The organism is Pseudonocardia sp. CA-107938 (assembly GCF_050936315.1).
GTDB lineage: Bacteria > Actinomycetota > Actinomycetes > Mycobacteriales > Pseudonocardiaceae > Pseudonocardia.
Map to the genome: position 1 here is coordinate 4,042,072 of NZ_JBNJNA010000001.1, position 23,991 is coordinate 4,066,062.

The following is a 23,991-nucleotide window of genomic DNA, read 5'->3' on the forward strand; positions in this document are numbered from 1 at the left end:
GTCCCGCGCGTCGGAACTGTGCGGCGAAGTGCCACCATGTCCGCCATGGCGCCGACGAATCGTCAGCTCGACGATCTGGACCTGCGGCTGCTGGAGCTGCTGCGGCGTGAGGGCCGGGCGTCGATGGCGGATCTGGGTCGGGCCGTGGGGCTCTCGCGCACCGCGGTGCTCGCCCGCGTGCAGCGCCTGGAACGGGTCGGCGTGATCCGCGGTTACCACGCGGAGGTGGCCGATCCGGGGTTGGCCGCGGCGCACCGGGCCCGCGTGGGGATCGTGCACCGGACGCCTGACGTCGCGGGGTACGTGCGCCGGCTGGCGGGCCTGCCGGGGGTGGCCGAGATCGAGACGGTCACCGGAGAGTACGACCTGTTCGTGCTGGTCACGGCGCCGACGGCGGACGCGTTGGATGCGGTCCTCGACGACATCTCCCGGTGGCGGGAGACGGTGCGCACGACCACGTGGGTCGTGCTGCGCCGCTACGCCTGACGTCACGACTCTTGACGATGGCGCCATCGTGGCGCCATGCTTGCGCCATGGAATTGGGTGTCTTCGTCGATCGGTTGCAGTCCGAGCTCGCGGTCACCGCGTCCTCGGCGACCGACGAGATGCGGGCCGCGGCCGAGCGCGTCGCCGCCGGCCTCGACGCGGCCACCCGGCTCGTGCTGCTGGAGGCCCTCTCCGAGGCCGCTGACGCGATCACGCGCGAGCTCGCCCCGGGGTCGGTCCACGTCCGGCTGCGCGGCCGCGACGCCGACTTCGTGGTGACCCCGCCGCCGGTGCCGCACGCTCCGCAGCAGGACCCGGCGCCGGCCGCGCCCACGGAGGCCGAACCGGCCGACGGACCGGCCGCCCGCATCAACTTCCGCCCGCCCGAGGCGCTGAAGGCCCGGATCGAGGAGGCCGCCGCCCAGGCCGGCGTCTCGGTGAACTCCTGGCTCGTGCGCACCACCACCGCAGCGCTCGACCGGCGGGGTGGCCCGGTGCCGGAGGGCTCGTCCCGCAACCGGGTCGTCGGCTGGGCCGGCTGACCCGCACTCGATCATCGGCAGCGGGGCGGTGGCTCCGCGGAGGGGGATCGCCATGCCCGTCTTCGACACGCCCGAACCGGTCACGATCGTGCTCACGCTCCCGTACGGGGACACGCAGATCCTGGCCTCGGACCGCACCGACACCGTCGTCACCGTCGACTCGACCGACGGCGGCGACGGCACGCAGGTGGAGCTCGTGAACGGCCGCCTCATGATCAGTGCCGCCGAGCGCAAGCGGCGGGGTCCCTGGGTGCGGGACCTGATCGACCGCCTGACCGGCTCGCCCCACAGCCTGCGGATCGAGGTGCCGTCGGGATCCCACCTCGAGGTCGACACCTCCTACGGGGTCGTCCGGGCCAGCGGGCCGCTGGGCACCTGCCGGGTGCGCAGCAGCTACGGGGAGGCGCGGCTCGACCGCACCGGCTCGATCGACGTGCGCGTCCGGCACGGTGACGTCGCCGTCGACCACGTGACGGGCCACGCCGAGATCGTGATGTCGTCGGGCGACGTGCGTCTCGGCATGGTCGACGGCACAGCGGCCGTCTCGAACGACCACAGCGACATCGACATCGGCACGATCACCGGCACGCTGCGGCTCTCGGGGGCGCACGGGGAGATGCGGGTCGGCCGGGCCTGCTCGGACGTGCGGGCACGCAGCGCGTACGGCGGCGTGCGGGTGGAGGAGGTCGTCGCCGGCTCGGTGGATCTGTCCACGACCTACGGCGATCTGGAGATCGGGATCGCCCGGGGCACCGCGGCGTGGCTCGACGTCAGCTCGGCCAGCGGCTCGGTCCGCAACGACCTGACCACACGGCCCGGACCGGACGGGTTCGAGCGGACCGTCGAGGTCCGCGCCCACACCCGTGACGGCAACGTGGTGGTGCGCCGTGCGTGACGTCCACGGTCCGGCCGCGATCGAGGTCGCCGGCCTGCGCGTCGCGTACGGCAAGCACGTCGTGCTCGACGGGATCGACCTGCAGGTGCCGGAAGGCACGGTGTACGCGCTGCTCGGACCGAACGGGGCGGGCAAGTCCACGCTCGTGCACGTGCTGGCGACGCTGCTGCGACCGGACGCGGGGGAGGTGCGCGTGGCGGGGCACGACCTGCGCGACGACCCCGCCGGGGTCCGGGCCGCGATCGGCCTGACCGGGCAGATCTCCGCGGTCGACGCGCTGCTGACGGGCCGCGAGAACCTGCGGCTGATGGCCGACCTGGCTCACCTCGGTCGCGCTGGCGCCACCGTCGTCGACGGGCTGATCGAGCGCTTCGACCTCGGCGCAGCCGCCGGCAAGCCGGCAGGCACCTACTCCGGCGGTATGCGGCGCCGCCTGGACCTGGCGATGACCCTGGTCGGGAACCCGCAGGTGCTGTTCCTCGACGAGCCCACCACCGGCCTCGACCCGCGCAGCCGCCGCGACGTGTGGGACGTCGTGACCGGGCTCGTCGACGACGGCACCACCGTGCTGCTGACCACGCAGTACCTGGAGGAGGCCGACCAGCTCGCCGACCGGGTCGGGGTGCTCGACGGCGGGCACCTCGTCGCCGAGGGCAGTGCCGCGGAGCTCAAGCGGCGCGTCGGCGGGGGACAGCTGCTGCTGCGGGTGCCCGATCTGGCGGCGCTCGCCGGAGCGGTGGCCGCGGTCGGCGCCACCGTGCACCACGGCGACGAACGCTCCACCGACCTCACCGTGGCCGTGGCGTGGGACGGCAGCCCGGACCAGGTCCGCGACGTGCTCGAGCGGCTCGCCGCGCACGGTGTCGCCGTCGACGAGCTCGCGATCCACGCGCCCGACCTCGACGACGTGTTCCTCGCCCTGACGGGCGGGGTCGCGGCAGGGGTGCCGGCATGACGACGCTCCCGGCGCAGGTCACCGTCCGGCCGCTGCGCGACGCCCTGATCATGGTGCGCCGCGACCTGCGCCGCATGCTCCGCTATCCGTCGCTGACCTTCCTGATCGTGGCCATGCCGATCGTCTTCCTGCTGCTGTTCGTGCTGGTCTTCGGCGGCACGCTGGGGGCGGGCCTGCAACCCGGCGCCGGAGCGGCGGGCCGCGCGGCCTACCTCGACTACGTGGTCCCCGGAGTCCTGCTGATGACGCTCGCGTCCGCGTCGCAGGGCACCGCGATCACCGTCGCGATGGACATGACCCAGGGCATCGTCGCGCGGTTCCGCACGATGTCGATCGCGCGGGGCGCGGTGCTGACCGGGCACGTGGTGGGCAGCCTGCTGCAGTCACTGGTCGCGGTCGTCGTGGTCGTGCTCGTGGCGGTCCTGCTCGGCTACCGCCCGGCCGGATCGCCCGCGGACCTGCTCGGCGCGCTCGCCGTCCTGATGCTCGCCGCGTTCGCGTTCACCTGGCTGACCGTCGCGCTGGGCATGGCGGCCGGCACCGTCGAGTCGGCGAGCAACACGCCCATGCCGCTCGTCCTGCTGCCGTTCCTGAGCAGCGGGTTCGTGCCCACGGACGCCATGCCGGGCTGGCTCGCCGCGTTCGCCGAGCACCAGCCGTTCACGCCGATGATCGAGACGGTCCGCGCGCTGCTGGCCGGCACGCCGGTCGCCGGCGCGGATCTGGCCGCCGCGGTCGGCTGGTCGCTCGCGATCGCCGCCGCCGGCTACGGCTGGGCGCGCAGCCGCTACGAACGACTTCCGGCCCAGCCGTGACCACGGAGGACGCATGATCACCGCACTGACCCTGCTCGTGGGCGCCGGAATCGCCGCCGCGGCCGGCACCTTCGGCTGGCTCGCCGGACGCCGCGCGGGCCGCGCCGAGGCGCAGCGCGCCCTGCCGGCGGGCACCATGTGCTCCTGCGGGCACGGCTACGGCATGCACGAGGACGAGCACGCCTGCCACGGCCGGAACCGGGCCAAGCGCAACGGCATCCACCACCTCGACCCGTGCCCGTGCCGCCGCTACGACGGCCCCGAGCCGCTGCCTCGGGTGTGGACGCCGATCGAGCTGGACGGCTGACCGGGTGCCCCTGGTCACCGGGCACAGGGGCGTTTCGGTCCCGGTGTGGATCACCGGTCCCGGATACCGTGGGGTCATGGCAACACGGGCGACGTCGAACCGCGGCTCCGGCGGCAGGGGTGCCGGGAGCCGCTCCGGCGCGTCGCGGACCCGTAACTCGTCGTCGAGCCGGCGCGCACCGGCCCGCCGGCAGCCGTCCCGGAAGAGCCCCGACCTGCTCGACCGCGGCATCGACGGCGTCGGCCGCGGCATCGCGAAGCTGGGCAAGGCCACCGGCCGCGCGCTCGGCCGGGTGCGCGAGCTGGACCCCGACCACCGCCGCGACGGCCTCGGCGTGATCCTGCTGGTGCTGGCCGTCGTGAGCGCGGCGGGCATCTGGTGGGGAGCCGGCGGACCGGTCGGACGGTGGCTCTCGGCCGCCGTCGGCTACGTGGTGGGGCTGGGCGCCATGGTGCTGCCCGTGCTGCTGGTGGGGATCGGGATCGTCCTGATGGCGGTCGCGCCGAAGCCGGAGTCGCGGCCCCGGGTCGCGGTCGGGACGTTGCTGCTCACGCTGGGTCTGCTGGGCATCGTGCACCTGGTCACCGGCCGGCCGGACGATCCGGCCCGCTGGCTGGAGGGCGGTGGCGCGCTCGGCTACGTCGCCGCCACCCCGCTCGCCGAGGGGCTCACGGCGTGGGTGGCCGTGCCGGTGCTGGTGCTGCTGGCCGGCTACGGCTTCCTCGTGCTCACCGGCACACCGGTGCGGTCGGTGCCGCAGCGGGTGCGCCGGCTGCTCGGTCGCGAGGTGGCGGACGACGCCCCCACCGAGGAGACCGACGCGGTCGGCGAGGAGCTGGAGCCGACCGAGGCGCCGCGCACCCGGCGCCCGTCGCGGCGGCGCCAGGCCGGCAGCGTGGCCGATCTCGTCCGCGAGACGTTCGACGGTCCCGACCTCGGCAACGGCAAGGGCATCGTCATCGACGTCGACCCGGTCGACCCCGAGCAGCCGCCGACCCCGCCGAAGCGCCCGGCCAAGGCCATCACGGCCACCCCGCCCGCCGAGACGGTGCCGGACGCCGGCCACGACACCGGCGAGCTGCGGATGGTCGTCCAGTCCGGCCCGGACGCGCCGCCCTACAAGCTGCCGCCGGCGGACATGCTGCCCACCGGCCCGGTGCCGAAGACCCGCAGCAGCGCCAACGACGCGATGATCGAGTCGATCACGGGCGTACTGGAGCAGTTCGCCGTCGACGCGCAGGTCACCGGCTTCACCCGCGGCCCGACGGTCACCCGGTACGAGATCGAGCTGGGCCCGGCCGTGAAGGTCGAGAAGATCACCCAGCTGACGAAGAACATCTCCTACGCCGTCGCCACCGACAACGTGCGCATCCTCGCGCCGATCCCCGGCAAGTCCGCGGTCGGCATCGAGGTGCCCAACAGCGACCGCGAGATGGTCCGCCTCGGCGACGTGCTGCGCAGCGCCAGCGCCCGCGACCAGCAGCACCCCATGGTGATCGGGCTGGGCAAGGACATCGAGGGCCACTTCCTGTGCGCCAACCTGGCGAAGATGCCGCACCTGCTGGTCGCGGGATCGACGGGCTCGGGCAAGTCGAGCTTCGTCAACTCGATGCTGGTGTCGCTGCTGTCCCGGGCCACGCCGGACGAGGTGCGGATGATCCTGATCGACCCGAAGATGGTCGAGCTGACCCCGTACGAGGGCATCCCGCACCTGATCACGCCCATCATCACCCAGCCGAAGAAGGCCGCCGCGGCGCTGGCCTGGCTGGTGGAGGAGATGGAGCAGCGCTACCAGGACATGCAGGCCAACAAGGTGCGCCACGTCGACGACTTCAACCGCAAGGTGCGGTCGGGGGAGATCGTGACGCCGCCCGGCAGCGAGCGGGAGTACCGGCCCTACCCGTACATCCTGTGCATCGTCGACGAGCTCGCCGACCTCATGATGACCGCGCCGCGCGACGTCGAGGACGCGGTCGTGCGCATCACGCAGAAGGCGCGCGCCGCCGGCATCCACCTGGTGCTCGCGACGCAGCGCCCGTCCGTCGACGTCGTGACCGGCCTGATCAAGACGAACGTGCCGTCGCGGCTGGCGTTCGCGACGTCGTCGCTGACCGACTCGCGGGTCATCCTCGACCAGCCCGGCGCCGAGAAGCTGATCGGCATGGGCGACGGGCTGTTCCTGCCGATGGGCGCGTCGAAGCCGATCCGCATGCAGGGCGCGTTCGTCGACGACGACGAGATCTCCGCGATCGTCCAGTTCACCAAGGACCAGGCCGACCCCGTCTACACCGAGGGTGTCACCGCGCAGAAGGCCGGCGAGGCCAAGGAGATCGACCCCGACATCGGCGACGACCTCGACGTGCTGCTGCAGGCGGCGGAGCTGGTCGTCACCTCGCAGTTCGGCTCGACCTCGATGCTGCAGCGCAAGCTGCGCGTCGGGTTCGCAAAGGCCGGGCGCCTGATGGACCTGCTGGAGAGCCGCGGCGTCGTCGGCCCGTCGGAGGGGTCGAAGGCCCGCGACGTCCTGATCAAGCCGGACGAGCTGGAGAGCGTGCTCTGGCTGATCCGCGGCGGGGGCGGCCCGGAACCGGACGACGAGGACTGAGCGGCGTCGCCGGCTCATGGCGCAGGCCGACGAGGGGTGTCGGTGATCAAGGGCAGAACGTCGCCGGCGAAGATCAACTGACGACCTTTTGCCCTTGATCGACGCCAATCGCGCCCTGATCGGCCGGGTCTAGCTCACGAGGTGCGCTCGGCGATCCACTCCGTGGCGGTGAGGCCGGCGAGGTCGCGGAAGTCGCGGGCCAGGTGCGCCTGGTCGACGTAGCCGGCCTCGGCGGCCGCGGTCGCGAGCGCCGGCCGGTCGGGTCGGCGCAGACGGCGGCACACCCGCTCGAAGCGCACCACCCGCGCCATCGCCTTGGGACCGAGGCCGGTCTCGCGGCGGAACAGGTCGGTCAGGTGGCGGCGGCTCCAGCCCACGTCGTCGGCGAGGTCGGCGACGCGGGCGGTGCCGCCGCTGGCACGGATCAGGCCCGCTGCACGGCGCACCTCCGGCCGGATCCCGGACAGCGCGCGGCCGGCGTCGGCGAGCGCGGTGAGCTCGCGGTCGAGCACGGCGAACCGCGCTCCCCAGCCCGGCGCCTCGGCGAGCTGCTCCAGCAGGTGCGCGCAGCGCCGGCCGAGCACCGCGTTCAGGTCGACGGAGTCGCCGGCGAGCTCGGCCGCCGGCGTGCCGAGCAGCGCCCGCGCGCCCTCCCAGGTCAGGTCCAGCTGCACGCCGGTCTGCGCCTCCCCGCTCGCGACCCGCGCAGGCCCGTCGGACAGGCCCGCCACCATCGCCGCGTACCGGCCCGGCGGGTTCGTCGGATCGGCGTTCTCCAGGATCTCGACGGCACCGTCGACGCACAGGATCAGCGTCAGGTGCCCGGAGGCGACGCCCTGGTGCACGCTCGGCGGGCTGGCCTCGGTGCGGTAGCCCACGTAGGTGCTGACCCACGGCCGCAGCTGCGGCGCGGGCCTGCGCCACACCGGGGCGAAGGTCACGGCTCCAGGGTAGAGAGCTACAGGTGCAGCAGCATCCGGACGTTGCCCAGGGTGTTCGGCTTGACGTGCGCGAGGTCCAGGAACTCCGCCACACCGGCGTCGTAGGACCGCAGCATCGCGGCGAACACGTCCGGCTCGACGGGGGTGCCGTCGATCTCGGCGAACCCGTGCCGCGAGAAGAACTGCTTCTCGAACGTCAGCACGAACAGCCGCTGCAGCCCCAGCTCACGCGCGTGCTCGACCAGCGCGCTCACGATCGCGTGCCCCACGCCGCGGCCGACGACCTTCGGGTCGACGGCCACCGTGCGCACCTCGCCGAGGTCCTCCCACAGCACGTGCAGCGCCCCGCAGCCCACGACCTCGCCGTCCAGCTCGGCGACGAGGAACTCGGGGACCGCCTCGTAGAGGGTGATGATCTCCTTCGCGAGCAGCACCCGGCCCGCGTACTCGTCGACGAGGTGCTTGATCGCCCGCACGTCCGCCGTGCGGGCCCGCCGGACCACCGGATCGCTCACGGGGGAGCAGACTAGCGCGGCACTGGCGTCCCGCCGCAGGCCGCGGTCCTGCTCGTCACCTACCCTGTAGGACGTGTCTGAACTGCCCGCACCGCGGCGTGCTGCCGTCCTCACCCTGGGCTGCGCCCGCAACGAGGTGGACTCCGAGGAGATCGCCGGACGGCTGGAGGGCAGCGGCTGGGAACTGGTCGGCCTGGACGACGACGAGTCGCCGGCCGACGTGATCCTCGTCAACACCTGCGGATTCGTGGAGCAGGCGAAGAAGGACTCGATCGACACGCTGCTCTCGGCGTCGGACGTGGCGAAGGAGCACGGCGCGAAGGTCGTCGCCGTCGGTTGCCTCGCGGAGCGGTACGGCAAGGAGCTGGCCGACAGCCTGCCCGAGGCCGACGCCGTGCTCGGCTTCGACTCCTACCCCGACCTGGCCGAACGCCTCGGCGACGTGCTCGACGGGCACGCACCCGCGCCGCACGTGCCGGTGGACCGGCGCACGCTGCTGCCGATCTCCCCGGTCGCCCGCCCCGCCGCGGCCGCCGAGGTCGCGGTGCCCGGGCACGGATGGGTCACCGGTCTCGCCCGCACCCGGTTGAAGGACGGCCCGGTCGCGAACGTGAAGCTGGCCTCCGGCTGCGACCGCAAGTGCGCCTTCTGCGCCATCCCGTCGTTCCGCGGCTCGTTCATCTCGCGCCCGCCGGACGACGTCGTGGCCGAGGCGGCGTGGCTGGGCACGCAGGGCGTGCGTGAGCTGGTGCTGGTCAGCGAGAACTCGACGTCCTACGGCAAGGACCTGCCCGGTGGTGGCCGCGCGCTGGCCCGCCTGCTGCCGCGCCTGGCCAACGTGCCCGGCATCGACGTCGTGCGCGTGTCGTACCTGCAGCCGGCCGAGATGCGCCCGGACCTTATCGAGGCCATCGCCACCACGCCCGGCGTCGCGCCGTACTTCGACCTGTCGTTCCAGCACGCGAGCCCGACGGTGCTGCGCCGCATGCGCCGGTTCGGCTCGCGGCCCGACTTCCTCGACCTGTGCGCCCGCATCCGCGCGCTGAACCCCGATGCGGGGATCCGCAGCAACGTGATCGTCGGCTTCCCCGGGGAGACCGAGGAGGACGTCGCCGAGCTGGAGGCGTTCCTGACGGAGGCACGGCTCGACGCGGTCGGCGTCTTCGGCTACTCCGACGAGGACGGCACCGAGGCCGCCGGGTACGACGGCAAGATCGACCCCGAGGTGGTGGCCGAGCGGGTCGAGCGGATCACCGCGCTCGTCGACGAGCTGATCAACCAGCGGGCGGAGGAGCGGGAAGGCTCCGAGGTCACGGTGCTGGTGGAGAGCGTGGGGGAGGGCGAGGCGACCGGGCGCGCCGCCCACCAGGCCCCCGAGGTCGACGGCGAGGTCATCCTCCTCGACGGCGATCTGGAGATCACCGAGCTGGCCGTCGGCGACCTCGTGCGAGGCGTCGTCACCGGCAGCGCCGGAGCGGACCTCGTGGTGGAGCCGCTCGAGTTCGTCCCGCGCAGCGATCTCGCCGGCTCCGTCCGGGGCTCGGGATGACCTCCGCATCGGGCGGCAGCCCGCCCCCGGTGCTCAACATCGCGAACGTCCTCACCGTGCTCCGGCTGCTGCTGGTGCCGGTGTTCGTGTGGGCCCTCGTCGCCGAGGGCGGGCACGACGTCGAGTGGCGGCTGGGCGCGTTCGCCGTCTTCGTGCTGGCGGCGATCACCGACCGCTTCGACGGCGAGCTGGCCCGGCGGTGGGGGCTCGTCACCGCCTTCGGCACCATGGCCGACCCGATCGCCGACAAGGCGCTGATGGGATCGGCGCTGATCGGGCTGTCCGCGCTGGGCCTCGTGCCGTGGTGGGTGACCGTGGTCATCCTCGGCCGCGAGATCGGCATCACGCTGCTGCGGCTCGCCGTGCTTCGGCACGGCATCATCCCGGCGAGCCGCGGCGGCAAGGCGAAGACGCTGGTCCAGACCGTCGCGATCGGCCTCTACGTGCTGCCGCTCCCGGAGCTCTTCGGCGGCTCCGAGCTGCTCGACGGGGCCCGGTGGGCGTTCCTCCTCGTGGCGGTGCTGCTGACCGTCGCCACCGGTGTCGACTACATCCTGCGCGCCATCCGGCTGCGATCGGCCGCCCCCACCGGCTAGGTGTTCGCCGTGAGCGGACGCCCGAACGGCGCGCGCCCGGCGACGCGGGCCGCTGGTTCTCGGTACGGTTGACACACCGGCTCCCCCGCCGGCTGCACGAGTCTGGGAGGTACGCATGGCGCTGCTGATGCGCGAGGCGATCGGCGACAGCCTGCGTCGGGTGCGCACCGCCCGCCGGCGCACGTTGCGCGACGTGTCGCGGAACGCCCGGGTCAGCCTCGGTTACCTGTCCGAGGTCGAGCGGGGGCGCAAGGAGCCGTCGTCGGAGCTGCTCGCGGCGATCTGCGAGGCGCTCGACGTCAGCCTGGCCGATCTCCTCGTCGACGCCGCCGGCACCATCGGGGCCGCCGCGCCCGTGGCCGCGCCGCGCTTCCCGCTCGGGTTCCGCGCCGACCACCGCCGGCTCGTCCTCGCCGACACCCCCGTCGAGACCCTCCCGGGCACGCCCGTCACCGCGTCCGGCAGCGGTTCGGCGGCGGTGCGGGTGGCCGCCTGAGCACATACTGAGAGGCCTTTGAGGTCCCGCGGATCCGGCCCGGATTCGCGGGACCTCGCCGTTCGGAACAGGTAGCCTGCCCTCCGGGTCGCCCCGAAACCGGTCTCGGGATGATCCCCGATATCGTCCCGGTCTGGTGGAAGCCGGGCCGGTGCGATGCCACGATGGGGGAGTAACACCGGCGGCCGGGCATGCGGCGATGGCAGCGGTGACAAACGGCACCCGGAAAGAGGCGGAAAGATGGCCAACGGTTTCGTGAAGGCCTGGAAGTACCTGATGGCGCTGTTCTCGTCCAAGGTCGACGAGTACGCCGACCCCAAGGTGCAGATCCAGCAGGCCATCGAGGATGCGCAGCGGCAGCACCAGGCGCTCTCGCAGCAGGCGGCCGCCGTCATCGGCAACCAGCGCCAGCTGGAGATGAAGCTCAACCGCCAGCTCGGTGAGGTCGAGAAGCTGCAGGCGTCCGCGCGCCAGTCGCTGGTGCTCGCCGACCAGGCCCGCGCGGCCGGCGACGAGGCGAAGGCCCAGCAGTACGAGCAGGCCGCGCAGGCGTTCGCGTCGCAGCTGGTGAGCGCCGAGCAGTCCGTCGAGGACATGAAGACGCTGCACGACCAGGCCATCCAGGCGGCCGGCCAGGCGAAGCAGGCCGTCGAGCGCAACTCGATGGCGCTGCAGCAGAAGATCGCCGAGCGCACGAAGCTGCTCAGCCAGCTCGAGCAGGCGAAGATGCAGGAGCAGGCCGCGAAGTCGCTGCAGCAGATGAGCGAGCTGGCCGCGCCGGGCAACACGCCGTCGCTGGAGGAGGTGCGCGAGAAGATCGAGCGCCGCTACGCCAACGCGATCGGTGCCGGCGAGCTCGCGCAGAACTCCGTGCAGGGCCGCATGCTCGAGGTCCAGCAGGCCTCGATCGACATGGCGGGCGCCAGCCGGCTCGAGCAGATCCGCGCGTCGCTGCACGGCGGCTCGGTCACGCCGCAGGTCACGGCCGGCGACGCGGCAGCGTCGCCGACCCCGAACATGAACAAGCAGACCGGCACCGCCTGAGGTCACACAGCGCTGGGCCCGTTCACACACGTCCGAACGTGGGTGAACGGGCCCAGCCGTGTGTGCGGTGCTACTGGACCGCGATGTCCACGGAGGGGCGCAGCTTCGCGGCCGTCGCCAGCGCCGCGTGCACCGGGTGCGCTGCGAATGCCGTGACCAGGGCCGGGTCGCCGTCCGCTGCGGCGCGGGGGAGCGCGATCTGCTCGTAGGCCGCTTGGAAGCGCGGGCCCCAGCGGCGCGTGCCGAGCCGGGCCGTGCGCGAGCAGTTGTCCACCATGAACGCGACGTCGCGGGCGTGCATGTACGGCAGCAGCGAGTCGACGGCCTCGATGATCGTCTCGTTGACGATCTCCGACCACGGGTGGCCGCGGCGCAGGAACTCGTCCACCTGCGCCGTCATCGTCGCGACGAACATGCCGGCGGTGAGCGGGTCGATCGGCAGCTCCGCGGTGCCGCGCCGCGCGTGCACCGCGGTCGCCGCGGCCCACATCGGGGAGCCGGCGATCGGCGTCATCGGCCGGTCCGCCAGCCGCGCCTCGGCGAGGATCACGCTGCGCAGCTCGGTGCCGTCGGCCACCTCGTCGTAGATCTCGGCGACCAGCTCGCCGGCCGGCCCGTAGGTGGCCGCGTAGGCGCGGTCGAACACGGCCCGCCCGGCGTCGTCCAGGGCGGCCCGCACGCCGTCGAGCCCCGACGCGGAGATGGTGCGGGCGATCGGGCCGGTCACGTTCTCGCACGACCGCTCGTACGCGGTGACGGGGTCGTCGCCGGCGATGCGGAAGTGCCGCCACAGCGCTTCGACCAGGCCATGCACGGCGCCGAGCAGGATGGCCCGCTCGCCGACGATGTCGGAGAGGTACTCGCTCTCCAGCGTGGTCGCGAAGGTGTACGGCGAGCCGAGCGCCACCGACCAGCCGAGGGCGCGGTCGGTCGCTCGGCCGTCCGGATCGGCGTGGACGGCGACGCTGGCGTTGATGCCCGCCCCGTTGATCTCGCGGCCCTGCTCGTAGAGGCGGCGCACCGAGTCGCCCATGCCCTTCGGGCAGACCGCGATCACCGGGTGCCCGACGGGGAAGTCGCTGCCGATCTCCCGCAGGTGCCCGAGCAGGAACCCGTGCGAGAGGCCGATGGTGGCGCCGGGTCGCAGCGCCGCGAACACCGCCTCGTGGTGGGCGGCGAGCGCAGCGTCGGCGATCAGGAGGATCACGAGGTCGCTCGCGGCGGCGACGGCGAGCCAGTCGCCGAGGGTGCCGTCGTCCTCGGTGAAGCCGTGGGCACGGGCGTCGGCGGCCGAGGCAGAACCGGGCCGTAGCCCGACGCGCACCGTGATGCCGGTGCCGGCGAGCGAGTCGCGCAGGTTGCGGGCCTGGGCCCGGCCCTGCGGCCCCCAGCCGAGCACGCCGATCGACGAGATCCCGGCGAAGGCCTCCGGGAGGAGCGGGAACAGGTGCCGGCCACCGCGCAGGACGGTCTCGGTGCCGCCGGGCACGTCGATCGTCTCGAGGGCGAACACCGAGGACTGCAGGTCAGGACGCATGTCTCGGTTGTAGAGCGGCTACCATCCTGCGCCAAGCGCAACAATCGATGCGCAGCGTTGCAGAACACGGAATGGGCAGGTCAGCGAGCATGTCCGACGAGCAGACCGAGCTGCGGCTGTTCCTCCATCTGTGTCACACACTGAACTTCGGACGCACGAGCCTGGACTGCCACGTCAGCCCGTCCACGCTGACGCGCACGGTGCAGCGGCTGGAGGCGCGCGCCGGGCAGCGGCTGCTCGACCGCGGCCCGCGCGGTGTCGCCCTGACCCCGGCCGGGCAGCGGTTCCGCGCCTACGCCGAGGAGGTCACTCAGGCCTGGCAGGCCTTCCGCGCCGCCGACCCGGCCCGCGGTGACCTCGCCGGCGTCCTGCGGATCTTCGCCACCGTCACGGCCTGCCAGGCGCTGCTGCCCGACCTGCTCGCCCCGCTGCGAGCTGCGCACCCGCTCGTCCACGTCGACCTGCGCACCGGTGACGCCGCGGCCGCGCTGGCCCGGCTCGACGAGGGCGAGGTGGACGCGGCCGTGGCCGGCGTGCCGGACCGGGTGCCGCAGTCGATGCTCGTCCGCACCGTGACCAGCACCGACCTCGTCCTCGTCGCGGCGGTGGACGGACCCGCGGCACCCGACGGGCCGTACGTGCTGCCCCGGCGCGGCCTGGTGCGCGACGCCGCCGAGCGCTGGTTCCGCGCCCGCGGCGCGATGCCGCCCGTCGCCGCCGAACCGGACGGGCACGAGGCCGTCCTCACCCTGGCCGCGCTGGGCTACGGCATCGGGATCGTGCCGCGGCTGGTGCTCGACACCAGCGCGGTCGCACCCCGATTGCAGGTCCTCGCCGCGGAACCGGGTCCGGCGGCGATGCGCGTCGGGCTCTGCGTGCGCCGGGAGGACCTGCGGCGTCCGGTGGTGGCCGCGCTGTGGGGCACGGCACGGCCGCGGCACCCGACGAGCACGACGTTGCCGTGAAATCGAATCGATTCAGTTCGCGACAACGTCGTTCTCGACGCGTCGTCGGCAGGGTTCAGTGGACGGCCGCCGCGTAGCCGGCACTGCGGCCCTCCGCGCGGGCGACGATCAGCCCGTCCCGCACCCGGACGGCGAGCTCGGTCGTGTCGTCGACGGCCTCGACGCCCAAGGCCCCCGGAACCACGCCGGCGTCGTCCAGCACGATCCGCGGCTGCGGCAGATCCGCCGCCGGGACGGTTCGGCGCAGGCAGCCGAGCAGGTCGGCGATCCGCAGCCGGACCAGCCGCCCCGTCTCGGCCGGATCGCCGGTCACGACGACGAGTGTCACGTCGTCGCGCATCCGCGCCGCGCGCAGCGCCTCGCCGGCGGCGGACAGCCGCCCGGCACCCAGCACGACGACCACACCGTCCTCGGCGAGGTCGAGGAAGCGGCCGGTGACCTCGTTGCGCAGCCCGCGCGGGACCGTCCACCGCTCCTCGACCGCGCGGGCCGGGGGGACGTACTGCAGGTGCGGCGGCTCCTCCTCGGCCGTCAGGACGGTGCCGGCGAGCTGCTCGACGCCCCGGGCCACGTCGAACGGGTCGACGGACCCCGGGGCGTTCTCGGCGAGCGCGGCCGCACCGTGCAGCAGGGTGAGCGCCAGCTGGGCCAGGCGCGTGGTGCGGATCCGCAGCGCCGTCCGCGGCTCGACCGCGAGCGCCAGCAGGACGGCCTCGAACGTCAGGAGCTCCGCGAGCACGGCGCGGGACGGCTCGGAGTCGAGCACCCCGGCGAGCGACCGCAGCTGGAGGTGGCCGCTCCCCGCCGAGTCGCCGACCAGCGGCAACCGTTCAAGCCACACCCGGGCGAACGCGCCGAGCGCGCCGCCCGCGGAGGACGGTGACCGGTCGGGGGGCTCGGCGCGTTCGCTCTCGACGGCGTCGACCAGCACAGCCAGGTACAGCGCGCGCTTGCCGGGGAAGTTCGAGTAGACCGCGCCGCGGGTGAGATCGGCCCGCTCGGCGATGCGGTCGATCTTCGCGTCCGCGAAGCCGTGCTCGGTGAACTCGAGCCGGGCAGCGGCCAGGATCGCCGCTCCGGTCCGCTCCTGCTGCTGCGCGCGGGTCAGCCTCGCCATCACACGACCATGATACGGTCACCATCCAGATGATGACGACATCGGAATGGTGAGAACATGGCAGGCATGGGTATCCAGCTCGACGGGCTGGTCAGGAGGTTCGGCCGGCTCACCGCCGTCGACGGAGTGAGCCTCGCGGTGCCCCGCGGGCACGTGCTGGGCCTGCTGGGGCCGAACGGCGCCGGCAAGACGACCGTCGTGCGGGTGCTCGCGACGCTGCTGCGACCGGACGCGGGCACCGTCCACGTCGCCGGCATCGACGCCCGGCGCGACCCGGCCGGGGTCCGGCGCCGCATCGCGCTGTCCGGGCAGCAGGCGAGCGTCGACGAGGAGCTGTCCGGCCGGTCGAACCTCGTGCTGATCGGTCGGCTGCTCGACCTCGGCCGCGCCGGCGCCCGGCAGCGGGCCGCCGAGCTCCTCGCCCGGTTCGGTCTCGAGGAGGCCGCCGACCGGCGGGTCGGCACCTACTCGGGCGGGATGCGTCGCCGCCTCGACCTGGCCGCCGCCCTGGTGGGGCGCCCGGAGGTCGTCTTCCTCGACGAGCCGTCGGCCGGACTCGACCCCGGGACGCGCACCGACCTGTGGCAGCTGATCCGCGGCCTGGCCGCGGACGGGGTCACGGTGCTGCTCACCACCCAGTACCTGGAGGAGGCGGACGCGCTCGCCGACGCCGTCACCGTCCTCGACCGCGGCCGCGTGCTCGCCGCCGGCACGCCGGCCGAGCTCAAGCGCCGCGTCGGCGGGCACACGGTCGTGCTGCGCCCAGCCGACACCGCCGATCTCGGCGCCGTCACCGGCATCGTCACGCGGATCGTGGGCCGGCTGCCCGATCGGCGTCGCGACGAGCTCGTCGTGCCCGTCACGGGCGACGGCGAGTTCTTCGAGCTCGCCGCCGCGCTGCGGGCGCAGGACGTCGCGGTCGCCGAGCTCGCACTGCGCCTCCCCAGCCTCGACGACGTGTTCCGCTCGCTCACCGGCGCCGCCACGACCGAGGAGGCCGCATGATCGCCGTCGTCCGGCACAGCGCGGTGCTCGCCGGCCGCAGTCTCGCCAAGCCCAGCCGGACCGCCGGCCCGATCATGAACGGCGCCGTCACACCCGTGCTGTTCATGGTGCTGTTCCTCTACCTGTTCGGCCGGCCCGTCGCCGGCTCCACCGCCGAGTACCTGCAGTACCTCCTGCCCGGGGCGCTCGTGATGGCCGCCGGGCTCGCCGGCACCGTCGCCACGGGGACGGCGATCAACCTCGACCTGAAGGCGGGCATCACCGACCGGTTCCGCAGCCTCCCGATCGGGCGCGCGGCGCCCCTGCTCGGCGCGGTGCTGGCCGACGTGCTGCGGTACGTCGGCGCGGTGGCGATCGTGTTCGGCGTCGGTGCGGCGCTCGGCTTCCGCGTCCACGGCAGTGCGCTCGCCGCGCTCGGCGCCGTCGGCCTCGCGATCCTGTTCGGCTTCTGCCTGAGCTGGGTCACGGTGTGGCTCGGGGTGGTCGTGCGCAACCCCGACGCGGTGCTCGCGATCGGCTTCGTCGCGTTCGTGCCGCTGCAGCTCGGCAGCAGCATGGCCACCCCGACCGACACCCTGCCCGGCTGGCTGCGGGCCTGGGCCGAGATCAACCCGGTCAGCCACGTCATGAACGCCTGCCGCGCGCTCCTGAACGGAACGCCCGACACCAGCACTGGACCAGCGCTGCTGTGGTCGGCCGGGCTGTTCCTCGTCTTCTGCCCGCTCGCGGTGCGCGCGTACAGCCGGCAGGAGTAGCTAGGCGGGTTGCGGCCCGGCCTGGCACCGCGGGCACCAGTACACCGGCCGCGCGTAGACGCTCTCGCCCTGCTCGGCCGCGCGCACGGTGGTGCCGCAGCGCCGGCACGGCAGCCGCGTCCGCTCGAACACCCAGTGCTGCTCGCCGCGGCCGAGCAGGCCGGTGGTGGACTGCTGCGGCCGGTCGGCGTTGCGCACCAGCAGGTCCCGGGCCAGGGCGATCATCGCGGCAGGGTCGGGGACGTCGCGGGCGAGCGTCCACGGCGTGACGCCGGTGAGGAAGCACGTCTCGCACTTGTAGAGGTTGCCCACCCCGGCCATCACCCGCTGCTCGGCGAGCACCAGCCCCACCTCGGACGCGCCGCGGGCGGTGAACCGGCGCAGCGCCTCCGCGGCGTGCGCGTCCGACCAGCCGGGATCGAGCAGGTCCGGCCCCAGGTGCGCCACCAGCCGGCCCTCCTCGGCGGTCGGCACCAGCTCCAGGTCGTGCAGCGCGAAGCCGACGGCCACCTGGTCCGCCGACGCGAGCACCGCGCGCGCCTCGTGGGCCGGCCGCCGCCAGCCCTGGCCCGGCCGGTAGATGTGCCATGCCCCGTCCATGCGGAAGTGCGAGTGCAGGGTGCGGCCGTCGTCGAAGCGCGTGAACAGGTGCTTGCCGACGGGGACGGTGCCGAGCACGATCCGGCCGGCGAGGTCCTCCCCGGCCAGCCGTGGGTGCCGCAGCTCGCCGCGGACCAGCAGCTTCCCGGCCAGCGCGGCGTGCAACCGCGTTGCGGCGAGGTGGACGGTGTCGCCCTCGGGCACTCCCGGACGATAGCCCTGATCCACCGATCGGTTGATCGCGCTCCGCCGTGCCGGTCGATCCGGCGAAGGGGTGGCAGGCCGCAGCATCGCTGCATGCCGGTCATCGAGGTGCGTCACCTGCGCAAGGCCTACGGCGACCACGTCGCCGTCGCCGACGTGTCGATCGACGTCGGGGAGGGCGAGATCGTCGGCATCCTCGGCCCCAACGGCGCCGGGAAGACCACGACCGTGGAGTGCATCGAGGGGTTGCGCTCCCCGGACGCGGGCTCGATCTCGGTCCTCGGGCTGGACCCGCAGCGCGACCGCGCGGCACTGCGTCGCGTGCTCGGCGTGCAGCTGCAGGCCGGGGAGCTGCCCGAACGGCTGCGGGTGGCCGAGGCCGTCGAGCTGTTCGCGGCCTTCTACCGCGCCGAATCGGTCGATCCGGCCGATCCGCGCGAGCTGATCGACCGCTGGGGCCTCGGGCCGAAGCGGGACACCGCCTTCCGCGACCTGTCCGGCGGGCAGCGCCAGCGGCTCTCGATCGTGCTCGCGCTCGTCGGGCGCCCGCGCGTGGCGATCCTCGACGAGCTCACCACCGGGCTCGATCCGCAGGCCCGGCGCGACGCGTGGGCGGCGATCGAGCAGATCCGCGACGAGGGCGTGTCGGTGCTGCTGGTCACGCACATCATGGAGGAGGCCGAGCGGCTCTGCGACCGCGTCGCGGTGTTCGCCGCCGGCCGCGTGGTCGCCATGGACAGCCCGGCCGGGCTGATCGCCGGGCTCGCCGGCGGGCAGCGGCTGCGCTTCCGCCCGTCCGCCCCCGTCGACGACGCAGTGCTGCGAGCCCTGCCCGAGGTCGACACCGTGCTCCGGCACGGGCCGATCGTCGAGGTCGCCGGGCGTGGCGAGCTGCTCACCGCCGTGACCAGCGCACTCGCCGGCCACGGCATCGTCCCCAGCGGCCTGCGCGTCGAGCAGGCCCGCCTCGACGACGCGGTCGTCGCGCTCACCGAGTCCGTCCCGCAGAACGTCTGAGGAGCCGAGCGTGTCTGCCACCACCGTCCTCGCCCGCACCGAGGCCCGCCTGTTCCTGCGCGAACCCGGGAACGTCCTGCTGGCGCTGCTGCTGCCGACCGCCCTGCTCGTCGGGCTCGGCGCCGTTCCGGCGCTGCGCGAACCCGCGGCCAGGTTCGGCGGGCAGGCGTTCCTCACCGTCTTCACGCCGTCGCTGCTCGGCTGGAGCCTCGCGTTCCTCGCCCTCCAGACGATGCCGGCCGGGCTCGTCGCGTACCGGGAGAAGGGCATCCTTCGCCGCCTCGCGATCACGCCCGTCCGGCCGGCCGTGGTGTTGCAGGTGCAGCTGGCGCTCAACGTCGCCACCGCCGTGCTCGGGATGCTGCTGATGGTGACGGTCGCCGTCGCCGGATTCGGCATCGAGCCGCCGCGCCACCCCGTCGCGTTCGCCGTCACGTTCGTGGTCGGGACGGCGTCGATGTTCGGGCTCGGCCTGCTCATCGCCGCCCGCGCACCCAGGGCGAAGGCCGCTGCCGGTGTGGGCACCATCGCGCTGCTCGTCACCCAGTTCTTCGGCGGGCTGTACCTGCCCAGGTTCCTGCTGCCCGAGGTCGTGGTGCGGATCGGGGAGTTCGTGCCGCCGGGCATCGGCGCCTTCCAGTCCGCCTGGACGGGGGACGGCGCCGCACCCGTGCAGCTCGCGGTGCTGGCCGGGATCGCCGTGGTCGCTACCGTGGCAGCGGTGAGGCTCTTCCGATGGGAGTGACCGGCGTCGCGGCGTCGCGGCCCAGCCGCTTCGCCGACGACCGCATGGCGTCGGTCGAGCAGCGGATGGAGTCGCTGTTCGCCCGCTGGACGCCGTACCTCGGGCTGGCGATCGGAGTGGCGGCCACCCCGTTGATCGTCAAGGACGACACGTGGGTCTGGTCCGGGGTGCTGCCGCTGACCGTGGCGCTCGCGGCGTGGGCCTGGTGGTTCGTCGGCACGACGCCGATGCGCGCCGAGGGGCGGATCGGTGGACCGGTCTACGTGACCGGTCTGCTCGGCCTGATGGCGCCGCTGGTGTGGTTCTCGCCGATCTTCGGCTTCCTCGCGGTCGCCGCCTACTCGGCGGCGTTCGGGTTCCTGCCGCGGCGCTGGCGCTACGTGGGGCTCTTCGTCGCGTCGGCGATCGTGTCGTACACCTACCTCGGCGGGCGGTTCGCCGAGGTGACGACGCTGATGGTGATCGGGTACGGCGTGCTGGTCGTCGTGAACATGGGTGTGGCGGGCCTCTTCACCTGGTACGGGAACTTCACCTCCGAGCTCGCCTCGACCCGCCGGGCGATCATCGAGGAGCTGGACGAGGCCAACGCGCGGCTCTCGGCGGCGCTCGACGAGAACGCCGCTCTGCACGCCCAGCTCCTGGTGGCGGCGCGGGAGGCCGGGGTGCGCGACGAGCGGGCCCGCATGGCGCGCGAGATCCACGACACCATCGCCCAGGGGCTCACCGGCATCGTCGCGCAGCTGGAGGCGGCCGACGTCGCCGAGGCCGAGCCGGAGGTCCGCCGCCGGCACGTCGACACCGCCCGCGGGCTGGCCAGGGAGAGCCTCGCCGAGGCCCGTCGATCCGTCGCGGCGCTCGCGCCCACCCGCCTCGCCGAGGCCCGGTTGCCCGACGCGATCGCCGAGATGGCCAAGAGCTGGGCCGAGACCAGCGGCGTCGCGCTGACCGTCGAGACCACCGGCGAGCCGACACCGCTGCTGCCCGACCTCGAGGTCGCCCTGTACCGGGTGGCCCAGGAAGCGCTGGCCAACGTCGGCAAGCACGCCGGCGCCAGCCGCGTCGGGCTCACGCTGAGCTACATGGACGACGTCGTCGTGCTCGACGTGCGCGACGACGGCAGCGGATACGATCCCGCGACCTACCGCGGGCCCGTCGGCGGCTCCGGCTTCGGGCTCGCGGCGATGGAGCAGCGGTTGCGGCGGGTGTCGGGCCGGTGGGAGATCGAGAGCGCGCCGGGGGAGGGCACGGCCGTCTCGGCGAGCGTGCCGGCCATCCCCGCGCAGGAGCAGGCGGAAGAATGATCAAGGTGCTGATCGTCGACGACCATCCGGTCGTGCGCGACGGGCTGCGCGGCGTGATCGACGGCGAGCCGGACATGGCGGTCGTCGGGGAGGCCGGGCACGGCGCGGAGGCGCTGGCGCGGCTGCCCGGTTCGGGCGCCGATGTCGTCCTCATGGACCTGCGGATGCCGGTCATGGGCGGGGTCGAGGCGATCAGCGAGCTGCGGCGCACCACGCCGGACGTGCGGGTGCTGGTGCTCACCACGTTCGACACCGACAGCGACGTCCTGCCCGCGATCGAAGCCGGCGCCACCGGATACCTGCTGAAGGACACCCCGCGCGAGGAGCTCCTCCGGGCGGTCCGGGCAGCGCACCGCGGCGAGGCCGTGCTGTCGCCGGCCGTGGCCGGGCGGCTGATGGGCAGCGTGCGTGACCGCTCGGCGGAGCCTGCCCCGCAGGAGTCGCTGTCGGCGCGCGAGCTGGAGGTGCTGCGGCTCGTCGCCGAGGGTGCCACCAACCGCGAGGCCGCCAAGCAGCTGTTCATCAGCGAGGCCACGGTGAAGACGCACCTGCTGCACATCTACGCCAAGCTGGACGTCCGCGACCGCGCGTCGGCCGTCGCGGCCGGGTACCGGCGCGGATTGCTGAGCACGAGCGGCTGAGGGGGCAGCGGCACCGGCGTCACGAGCTGACGGGGATCGGCACCCGCAGCGCGTACAGCACACCGGTGCCGCTCGGGCGGAACCCGAGCCGGTGCGCGACGGCGAGGCTGCTGGCGTTGTCCGGGGACGTCGACCAGACCGGGACGCGGCCGCGCGCGCGGATGTCGGCGATCAGCGCGGCCGCGGCCGCGGAGGAGTGGCCGCGGCGCCGGTGCGCCGAGTCGGTGACCACGCCGAGCTCCTCGTACCGCGTTCCGAGGTAGAACGTCGCGGCGATCGACACCAGCCGTCCGTCGACGAACACACCGCGGGCCAGCCCCGAAGCGGCGAGGGCGGCCGGGCTGCCCCAGGTCTCGTGGATCCAGGCGCCGTCGGCCTCGAACGCGGCGATCGCGGGCGCGTCGGCCGCCCCGAGCAGCACCGCGTCGCTGCCCGGCACACCGACGTCGGCCGGCAGCTCGAACACGAGCCGGTCCCATGCCGCGACGCCTGGATCGGCGGCCCGCAGCACCGGCAGGAACTCCGCGGGGGCGGCGACGAAGCCGGCGCACCCGTCGAGCGCGTCCGGCGGCAGGCACGCCGGATCGCCGCGGAGCGCGGCGTTGCCCGGCAGCTCCGCCAGGACGACCTGCGGCGCGTCGAGGCGATCGACGCGGAACCGGCCGACGCCCGCCTGCGCCACGTGCGCAGCGATCATCGCGCCGCCCGGACGCTCCGGGGCGAACCGGGCGGCGCAGCCTGCGGTGTCCTTCGCGGGGACGACGTCCATACCGCGACTGTGCTCGCCCGCGGGGTCACGTGGCGAGCGGATTCAGCAGTGATCAGCCGGCGGTCAGGACTCCGTCTCGACGACCGTTGCACCCTCGGCGGCCTTCTGGACCGCCTCGACCCCCTTCTTCACGGCAGCCTTGGACGAGTAGCCCTGGCCGGTCGCCACGACCTCGCCGTTGCCGGCCTTCAGCCGGAACCGGAACTTGCCGTCCTTGCCCTCGTAGATCTCGAACTTCCCCGACATCGTCGCGCTCCTTCACCTGACCTGATCATGTGGGCAGATCGTTCCTGGACCGTAGCGCGACTGGAGTCTCATTGCCGGGTGCCGAACGCCGGTTCGCCTACGATGGACTCGTGCGGGGGACCATCCATCGGGCGACGGCACTCGTCATGCTGTGGTCCGCGCTGGTCGCGCTCGCCGGCGGCGTGGGGGAACCCGGTCTGATCGCCGGTGTCGTGGGGGCCGCCCTGGTCTGCGCGTGGGGCCTCGCCCACGTCGTGGCCGCCCGCACCGATCCCGCCGTGCCGGCCGTCGCCGCCCGCGCCCACCACCGGACGCTCGCCGGCCGCGCCGTACCCCGCCAGCGCGATCCCGACGCCGCAGGCCACACCCGCTCCCGAGCCCCGTCGGTCGGCACCCCGGCGGGGTAGTCGCTCGCGCACTCCGCCGGACACGTGTCCCTGTCCCGGCTGTCCTCGGAGTGCCGTCATGTCCTTCTTCGATGCCGTCCTGAACCCCGTCTACTACGCCGTCTCCGCCCTCATGCGCGCGTGGCACGGCCTCTTCTCCGCCTTCGTCGATCCGTCCGCGGCGTGGGTGCTCGCCATCGTCTTCCTCGTCGTCACCCTGCGGGCGGTGCTGCTGGTGCCGGCCATCGCCCAGCTGCGGTCCGCGGCCACCCTGCGGCGGATCGGTCCCGAACTCACCGCGCTGCGCACGCGGCACGCCGACGATCCCGTCCGGATGCTGCGCGAGACCAGCGCCCTGCAGCGCGCCCACGGCGCGTCGACCTGGCGAACGTTGCTGCCGGCGCTGGTGCAGGCGCCGGTGTTCCTCGGTCTGCTGCACGTCCTGCAGGGCTTCCACACGGGCACGGCGAACTACGCGTTCGGGCCGGTCGAGGTCGCGTCGTTCCTGGACGCGCGCATCGCCGGCGTGCCGCTGTCGGCGTACGCGGCGATGCCGGCGACGCTGCTCGACGGCTTCGGCGTCGACCGCGTCGCCGTCCTCGCGGTCGCCGTGCCGCTGCTCCTGCTGGCCGCGGCGGCCACCCACCTGACCATGCGGCAGTCGCTCGCCACCAGCACCTTCGACGGGCTTCGCTGGCTGCCGTGGCTGGCGCCGGCCGTGGCGGTCGTCGCGGGGCTGCTGTTCCCGCTCTCGGTCGGCGTCCTGCTCTACTGGCTGATCAGCAACATCTGGACGCTGGCCCAGCACCGGGTCGGCACCGCGTGGGTCGAGCGGACGGTGCCGGCGCCCGCACCGCAGCTCGTGCCGGCCGCCGCGCCCGCTCCCGGCGCGACCGGGAACCCGGGCCGGCGGCGCAGCCGGTCCCGCAGCGGGCGCCGCAAGCCCCGCCGCTGAGC

27 protein-coding genes are annotated in these 23,991 nt (G+C 73.9%); 20 read left to right on the top strand and 7 right to left on the bottom strand.

Annotation, left to right across the window (positions count from 1 at the left end; all coding sequences use genetic code 11):
• Positions 1 to 45 precede the first annotated feature (45 nt).
• The 7 genes from ACQEVB_RS20125 to ACQEVB_RS20155 all read left to right on the top strand — a co-directional run bounded on the left by ACQEVB_RS20125 (position 46) and on the right by ACQEVB_RS20155 (position 6,605).
• Positions 46 to 486, top strand: coding sequence for an Lrp/AsnC family transcriptional regulator (locus ACQEVB_RS20125; protein ID WP_432973614.1), 441 nt, complete (start codon positions 46 to 48; stop codon positions 484 to 486).
• Between the two features lie 47 nt (positions 487 to 533).
• On the top strand, positions 534 to 1,028 hold the full coding sequence (locus ACQEVB_RS20130; protein WP_432973617.1) for a toxin-antitoxin system HicB family antitoxin: 495 nt from the start codon (positions 534 to 536) through the stop codon (positions 1,026 to 1,028).
• 52 nt (positions 1,029 to 1,080) lie between these two features.
• Complete coding sequence (locus ACQEVB_RS20135) at positions 1,081 to 1,923, top strand: DUF4097 family beta strand repeat-containing protein (RefSeq protein WP_432973620.1); 843 nt, start codon at positions 1,081 to 1,083, stop codon at positions 1,921 to 1,923.
• Positions 1,916 to 2,878: an ATP-binding cassette domain-containing protein gene (locus ACQEVB_RS20140; RefSeq protein ID WP_432973623.1), complete on the top strand. Its 963-nt coding sequence runs from the start codon at positions 1,916 to 1,918 to the stop codon at positions 2,876 to 2,878. Before ACQEVB_RS20135 ends, ACQEVB_RS20140 begins: the two co-directional genes overlap by 8 nt.
• Positions 2,875 to 3,693 (top strand): ABC transporter permease, encoded by an 819-nt coding sequence (locus ACQEVB_RS20145; protein ID WP_432973626.1) that lies wholly within the window; start codon positions 2,875 to 2,877, stop codon positions 3,691 to 3,693. Before ACQEVB_RS20140 ends, ACQEVB_RS20145 begins: the two co-directional genes overlap by 4 nt.
• 13 nt (positions 3,694 to 3,706) lie before the next feature.
• On the top strand, positions 3,707 to 4,000 hold the full coding sequence (locus ACQEVB_RS20150) for a hypothetical protein (protein ID WP_432973629.1): 294 nt from the start codon (positions 3,707 to 3,709) through the stop codon (positions 3,998 to 4,000).
• A 76-nt stretch (positions 4,001 to 4,076) separates the two neighbouring features.
• Positions 4,077 to 6,605, top strand: a complete 2,529-nt coding sequence (locus tag ACQEVB_RS20155; RefSeq protein WP_432973632.1) for a DNA translocase FtsK 4TM domain-containing protein — start codon at positions 4,077 to 4,079, stop codon at positions 6,603 to 6,605.
• Positions 6,606 to 6,739: 134 nt separating this feature from the next.
• On the opposite strand, the gene ACQEVB_RS20160 is transcribed toward ACQEVB_RS20155, so the two are convergent.
• Entirely contained in the window at positions 6,740 to 7,546 is an 807-nt protein-coding gene (locus tag ACQEVB_RS20160; protein WP_432973635.1) for a helix-turn-helix domain-containing protein, read from the bottom strand.
• A 17-nt stretch (positions 7,547 to 7,563) separates the two neighbouring features.
• Entirely contained in the window at positions 7,564 to 8,061 is a 498-nt protein-coding gene (locus ACQEVB_RS20165; RefSeq protein WP_432973638.1) for an amino-acid N-acetyltransferase, read from the bottom strand.
• Positions 8,062 to 8,143: 82 nt separating this feature from the next.
• Here ACQEVB_RS20165 and rimO point away from each other — a divergent pair, with 82 nt between their 5' ends.
• From rimO to ACQEVB_RS20185, 4 genes are all read left to right on the top strand, one after another.
• Positions 8,144 to 9,610 (top strand): 30S ribosomal protein S12 methylthiotransferase RimO, encoded by a 1,467-nt coding sequence (rimO, locus tag ACQEVB_RS20170; RefSeq protein WP_432980450.1) that lies wholly within the window; start codon positions 8,144 to 8,146, stop codon positions 9,608 to 9,610.
• Complete coding sequence (gene pgsA, locus ACQEVB_RS20175) at positions 9,607 to 10,206, top strand: CDP-diacylglycerol--glycerol-3-phosphate 3-phosphatidyltransferase (RefSeq protein ID WP_432973641.1); 600 nt, start codon at positions 9,607 to 9,609, stop codon at positions 10,204 to 10,206. The genes rimO and pgsA overlap by 4 nt, the downstream gene beginning before the upstream one ends.
• 115 nt (positions 10,207 to 10,321) lie before the next feature.
• Positions 10,322 to 10,702, top strand: coding sequence for a helix-turn-helix domain-containing protein (locus ACQEVB_RS20180; protein WP_432973644.1), 381 nt, complete (start codon positions 10,322 to 10,324; stop codon positions 10,700 to 10,702).
• Positions 10,703 to 10,942: 240 nt separating this feature from the next.
• A complete protein-coding gene (locus ACQEVB_RS20185; RefSeq protein ID WP_432973647.1) occupies positions 10,943 to 11,746 on the top strand; it encodes a PspA/IM30 family protein in 804 nt (267 codons plus the stop codon).
• A gap of 70 nt (positions 11,747 to 11,816) precedes the next feature.
• On the opposite strand, the gene ACQEVB_RS20190 is transcribed toward ACQEVB_RS20185, so the two are convergent.
• Positions 11,817 to 13,283 (bottom strand): ketol-acid reductoisomerase, encoded by a 1,467-nt coding sequence (locus tag ACQEVB_RS20190; protein ID WP_432973650.1) that lies wholly within the window; start codon positions 13,281 to 13,283, stop codon positions 11,817 to 11,819.
• An 89-nt stretch (positions 13,284 to 13,372) separates the two neighbouring features.
• Here ACQEVB_RS20190 and ilvY point away from each other — a divergent pair, with 89 nt between their 5' ends.
• Positions 13,373 to 14,248 carry an HTH-type transcriptional activator IlvY gene (ilvY, locus tag ACQEVB_RS20195; protein WP_432973653.1) on the top strand — a complete coding sequence of 292 codons (876 nt, stop codon included), beginning with the start codon at positions 13,373 to 13,375 and terminating at the stop codon, positions 14,246 to 14,248.
• 55 nt (positions 14,249 to 14,303) lie between these two features.
• Here ilvY and ACQEVB_RS20200 read toward each other — a convergent pair whose 3' ends face one another.
• A complete protein-coding gene (locus tag ACQEVB_RS20200) occupies positions 14,304 to 15,365 on the bottom strand; it encodes a TetR/AcrR family transcriptional regulator (protein ID WP_432973655.1) in 1,062 nt (353 codons plus the stop codon).
• Between the two features lie 57 nt (positions 15,366 to 15,422).
• Here ACQEVB_RS20200 and ACQEVB_RS20205 point away from each other — a divergent pair, with 57 nt between their 5' ends.
• Positions 15,423 to 16,370 carry an ATP-binding cassette domain-containing protein gene (locus tag ACQEVB_RS20205; protein ID WP_432973657.1) on the top strand — a complete coding sequence of 316 codons (948 nt, stop codon included), beginning with the start codon at positions 15,423 to 15,425 and terminating at the stop codon, positions 16,368 to 16,370.
• Positions 16,367 to 17,125 carry an ABC transporter permease gene (locus ACQEVB_RS20210; protein ID WP_432973659.1) on the top strand — a complete coding sequence of 253 codons (759 nt, stop codon included), beginning with the start codon at positions 16,367 to 16,369 and terminating at the stop codon, positions 17,123 to 17,125. The genes ACQEVB_RS20205 and ACQEVB_RS20210 overlap by 4 nt, the downstream gene beginning before the upstream one ends.
• Here the strand turns inward: ACQEVB_RS20210 and ACQEVB_RS20215 are convergent, their stop codons facing one another.
• Positions 17,126 to 17,929, bottom strand: coding sequence for a DNA-formamidopyrimidine glycosylase family protein (locus ACQEVB_RS20215; protein ID WP_432973661.1), 804 nt, complete (start codon positions 17,927 to 17,929; stop codon positions 17,126 to 17,128).
• Positions 17,930 to 18,022: 93 nt separating this feature from the next.
• Between ACQEVB_RS20215 and ACQEVB_RS20220 the strand changes: the two genes are divergently transcribed.
• Genes ACQEVB_RS20220 through ACQEVB_RS20235 form a run of 4 tightly spaced genes read left to right on the top strand, consistent with a single transcriptional unit; the run spans position 18,023 to position 21,633 of the window.
• Complete coding sequence (locus ACQEVB_RS20220; protein ID WP_432973663.1) at positions 18,023 to 18,946, top strand: ABC transporter ATP-binding protein; 924 nt, start codon at positions 18,023 to 18,025, stop codon at positions 18,944 to 18,946.
• Positions 18,947 to 18,956: 10 nt separating this feature from the next.
• Positions 18,957 to 19,691 carry an ABC transporter permease gene (locus tag ACQEVB_RS20225; RefSeq protein WP_432973665.1) on the top strand — a complete coding sequence of 245 codons (735 nt, stop codon included), beginning with the start codon at positions 18,957 to 18,959 and terminating at the stop codon, positions 19,689 to 19,691.
• On the top strand, positions 19,682 to 20,992 hold the full coding sequence (locus ACQEVB_RS20230) for a sensor histidine kinase (RefSeq protein WP_432973667.1): 1,311 nt from the start codon (positions 19,682 to 19,684) through the stop codon (positions 20,990 to 20,992). The genes ACQEVB_RS20225 and ACQEVB_RS20230 overlap by 10 nt, the downstream gene beginning before the upstream one ends.
• Positions 20,989 to 21,633, top strand: coding sequence for a response regulator (locus tag ACQEVB_RS20235; RefSeq protein WP_432973669.1), 645 nt, complete (start codon positions 20,989 to 20,991; stop codon positions 21,631 to 21,633). The genes ACQEVB_RS20230 and ACQEVB_RS20235 overlap by 4 nt, the downstream gene beginning before the upstream one ends.
• 19 nt (positions 21,634 to 21,652) lie before the next feature.
• Here the strand turns inward: ACQEVB_RS20235 and ACQEVB_RS20240 are convergent, their stop codons facing one another.
• Both ACQEVB_RS20240 and ACQEVB_RS20245 read right to left on the bottom strand, forming a co-directional pair.
• Complete coding sequence (locus ACQEVB_RS20240; protein WP_432973671.1) at positions 21,653 to 22,402, bottom strand: GNAT family N-acetyltransferase; 750 nt, start codon at positions 22,400 to 22,402, stop codon at positions 21,653 to 21,655.
• Positions 22,403 to 22,465: 63 nt separating this feature from the next.
• Complete coding sequence (locus tag ACQEVB_RS20245; RefSeq protein WP_432973673.1) at positions 22,466 to 22,648, bottom strand: YegP family protein; 183 nt, start codon at positions 22,646 to 22,648, stop codon at positions 22,466 to 22,468.
• 110 nt (positions 22,649 to 22,758) lie between these two features.
• Between ACQEVB_RS20245 and ACQEVB_RS20250 the strand changes: the two genes are divergently transcribed.
• Both ACQEVB_RS20250 and yidC read left to right on the top strand, forming a co-directional pair.
• Positions 22,759 to 23,055 (top strand): DUF6412 domain-containing protein, encoded by a 297-nt coding sequence (locus ACQEVB_RS20250; RefSeq protein ID WP_432973675.1) that lies wholly within the window; start codon positions 22,759 to 22,761, stop codon positions 23,053 to 23,055.
• A 58-nt stretch (positions 23,056 to 23,113) separates the two neighbouring features.
• Entirely contained in the window at positions 23,114 to 23,989 is an 876-nt protein-coding gene (gene yidC, locus ACQEVB_RS20255) for a membrane protein insertase YidC (RefSeq protein ID WP_432973677.1), read from the top strand.
• The last annotated feature ends 2 nt before the right edge of the window (positions 23,990 to 23,991 follow it).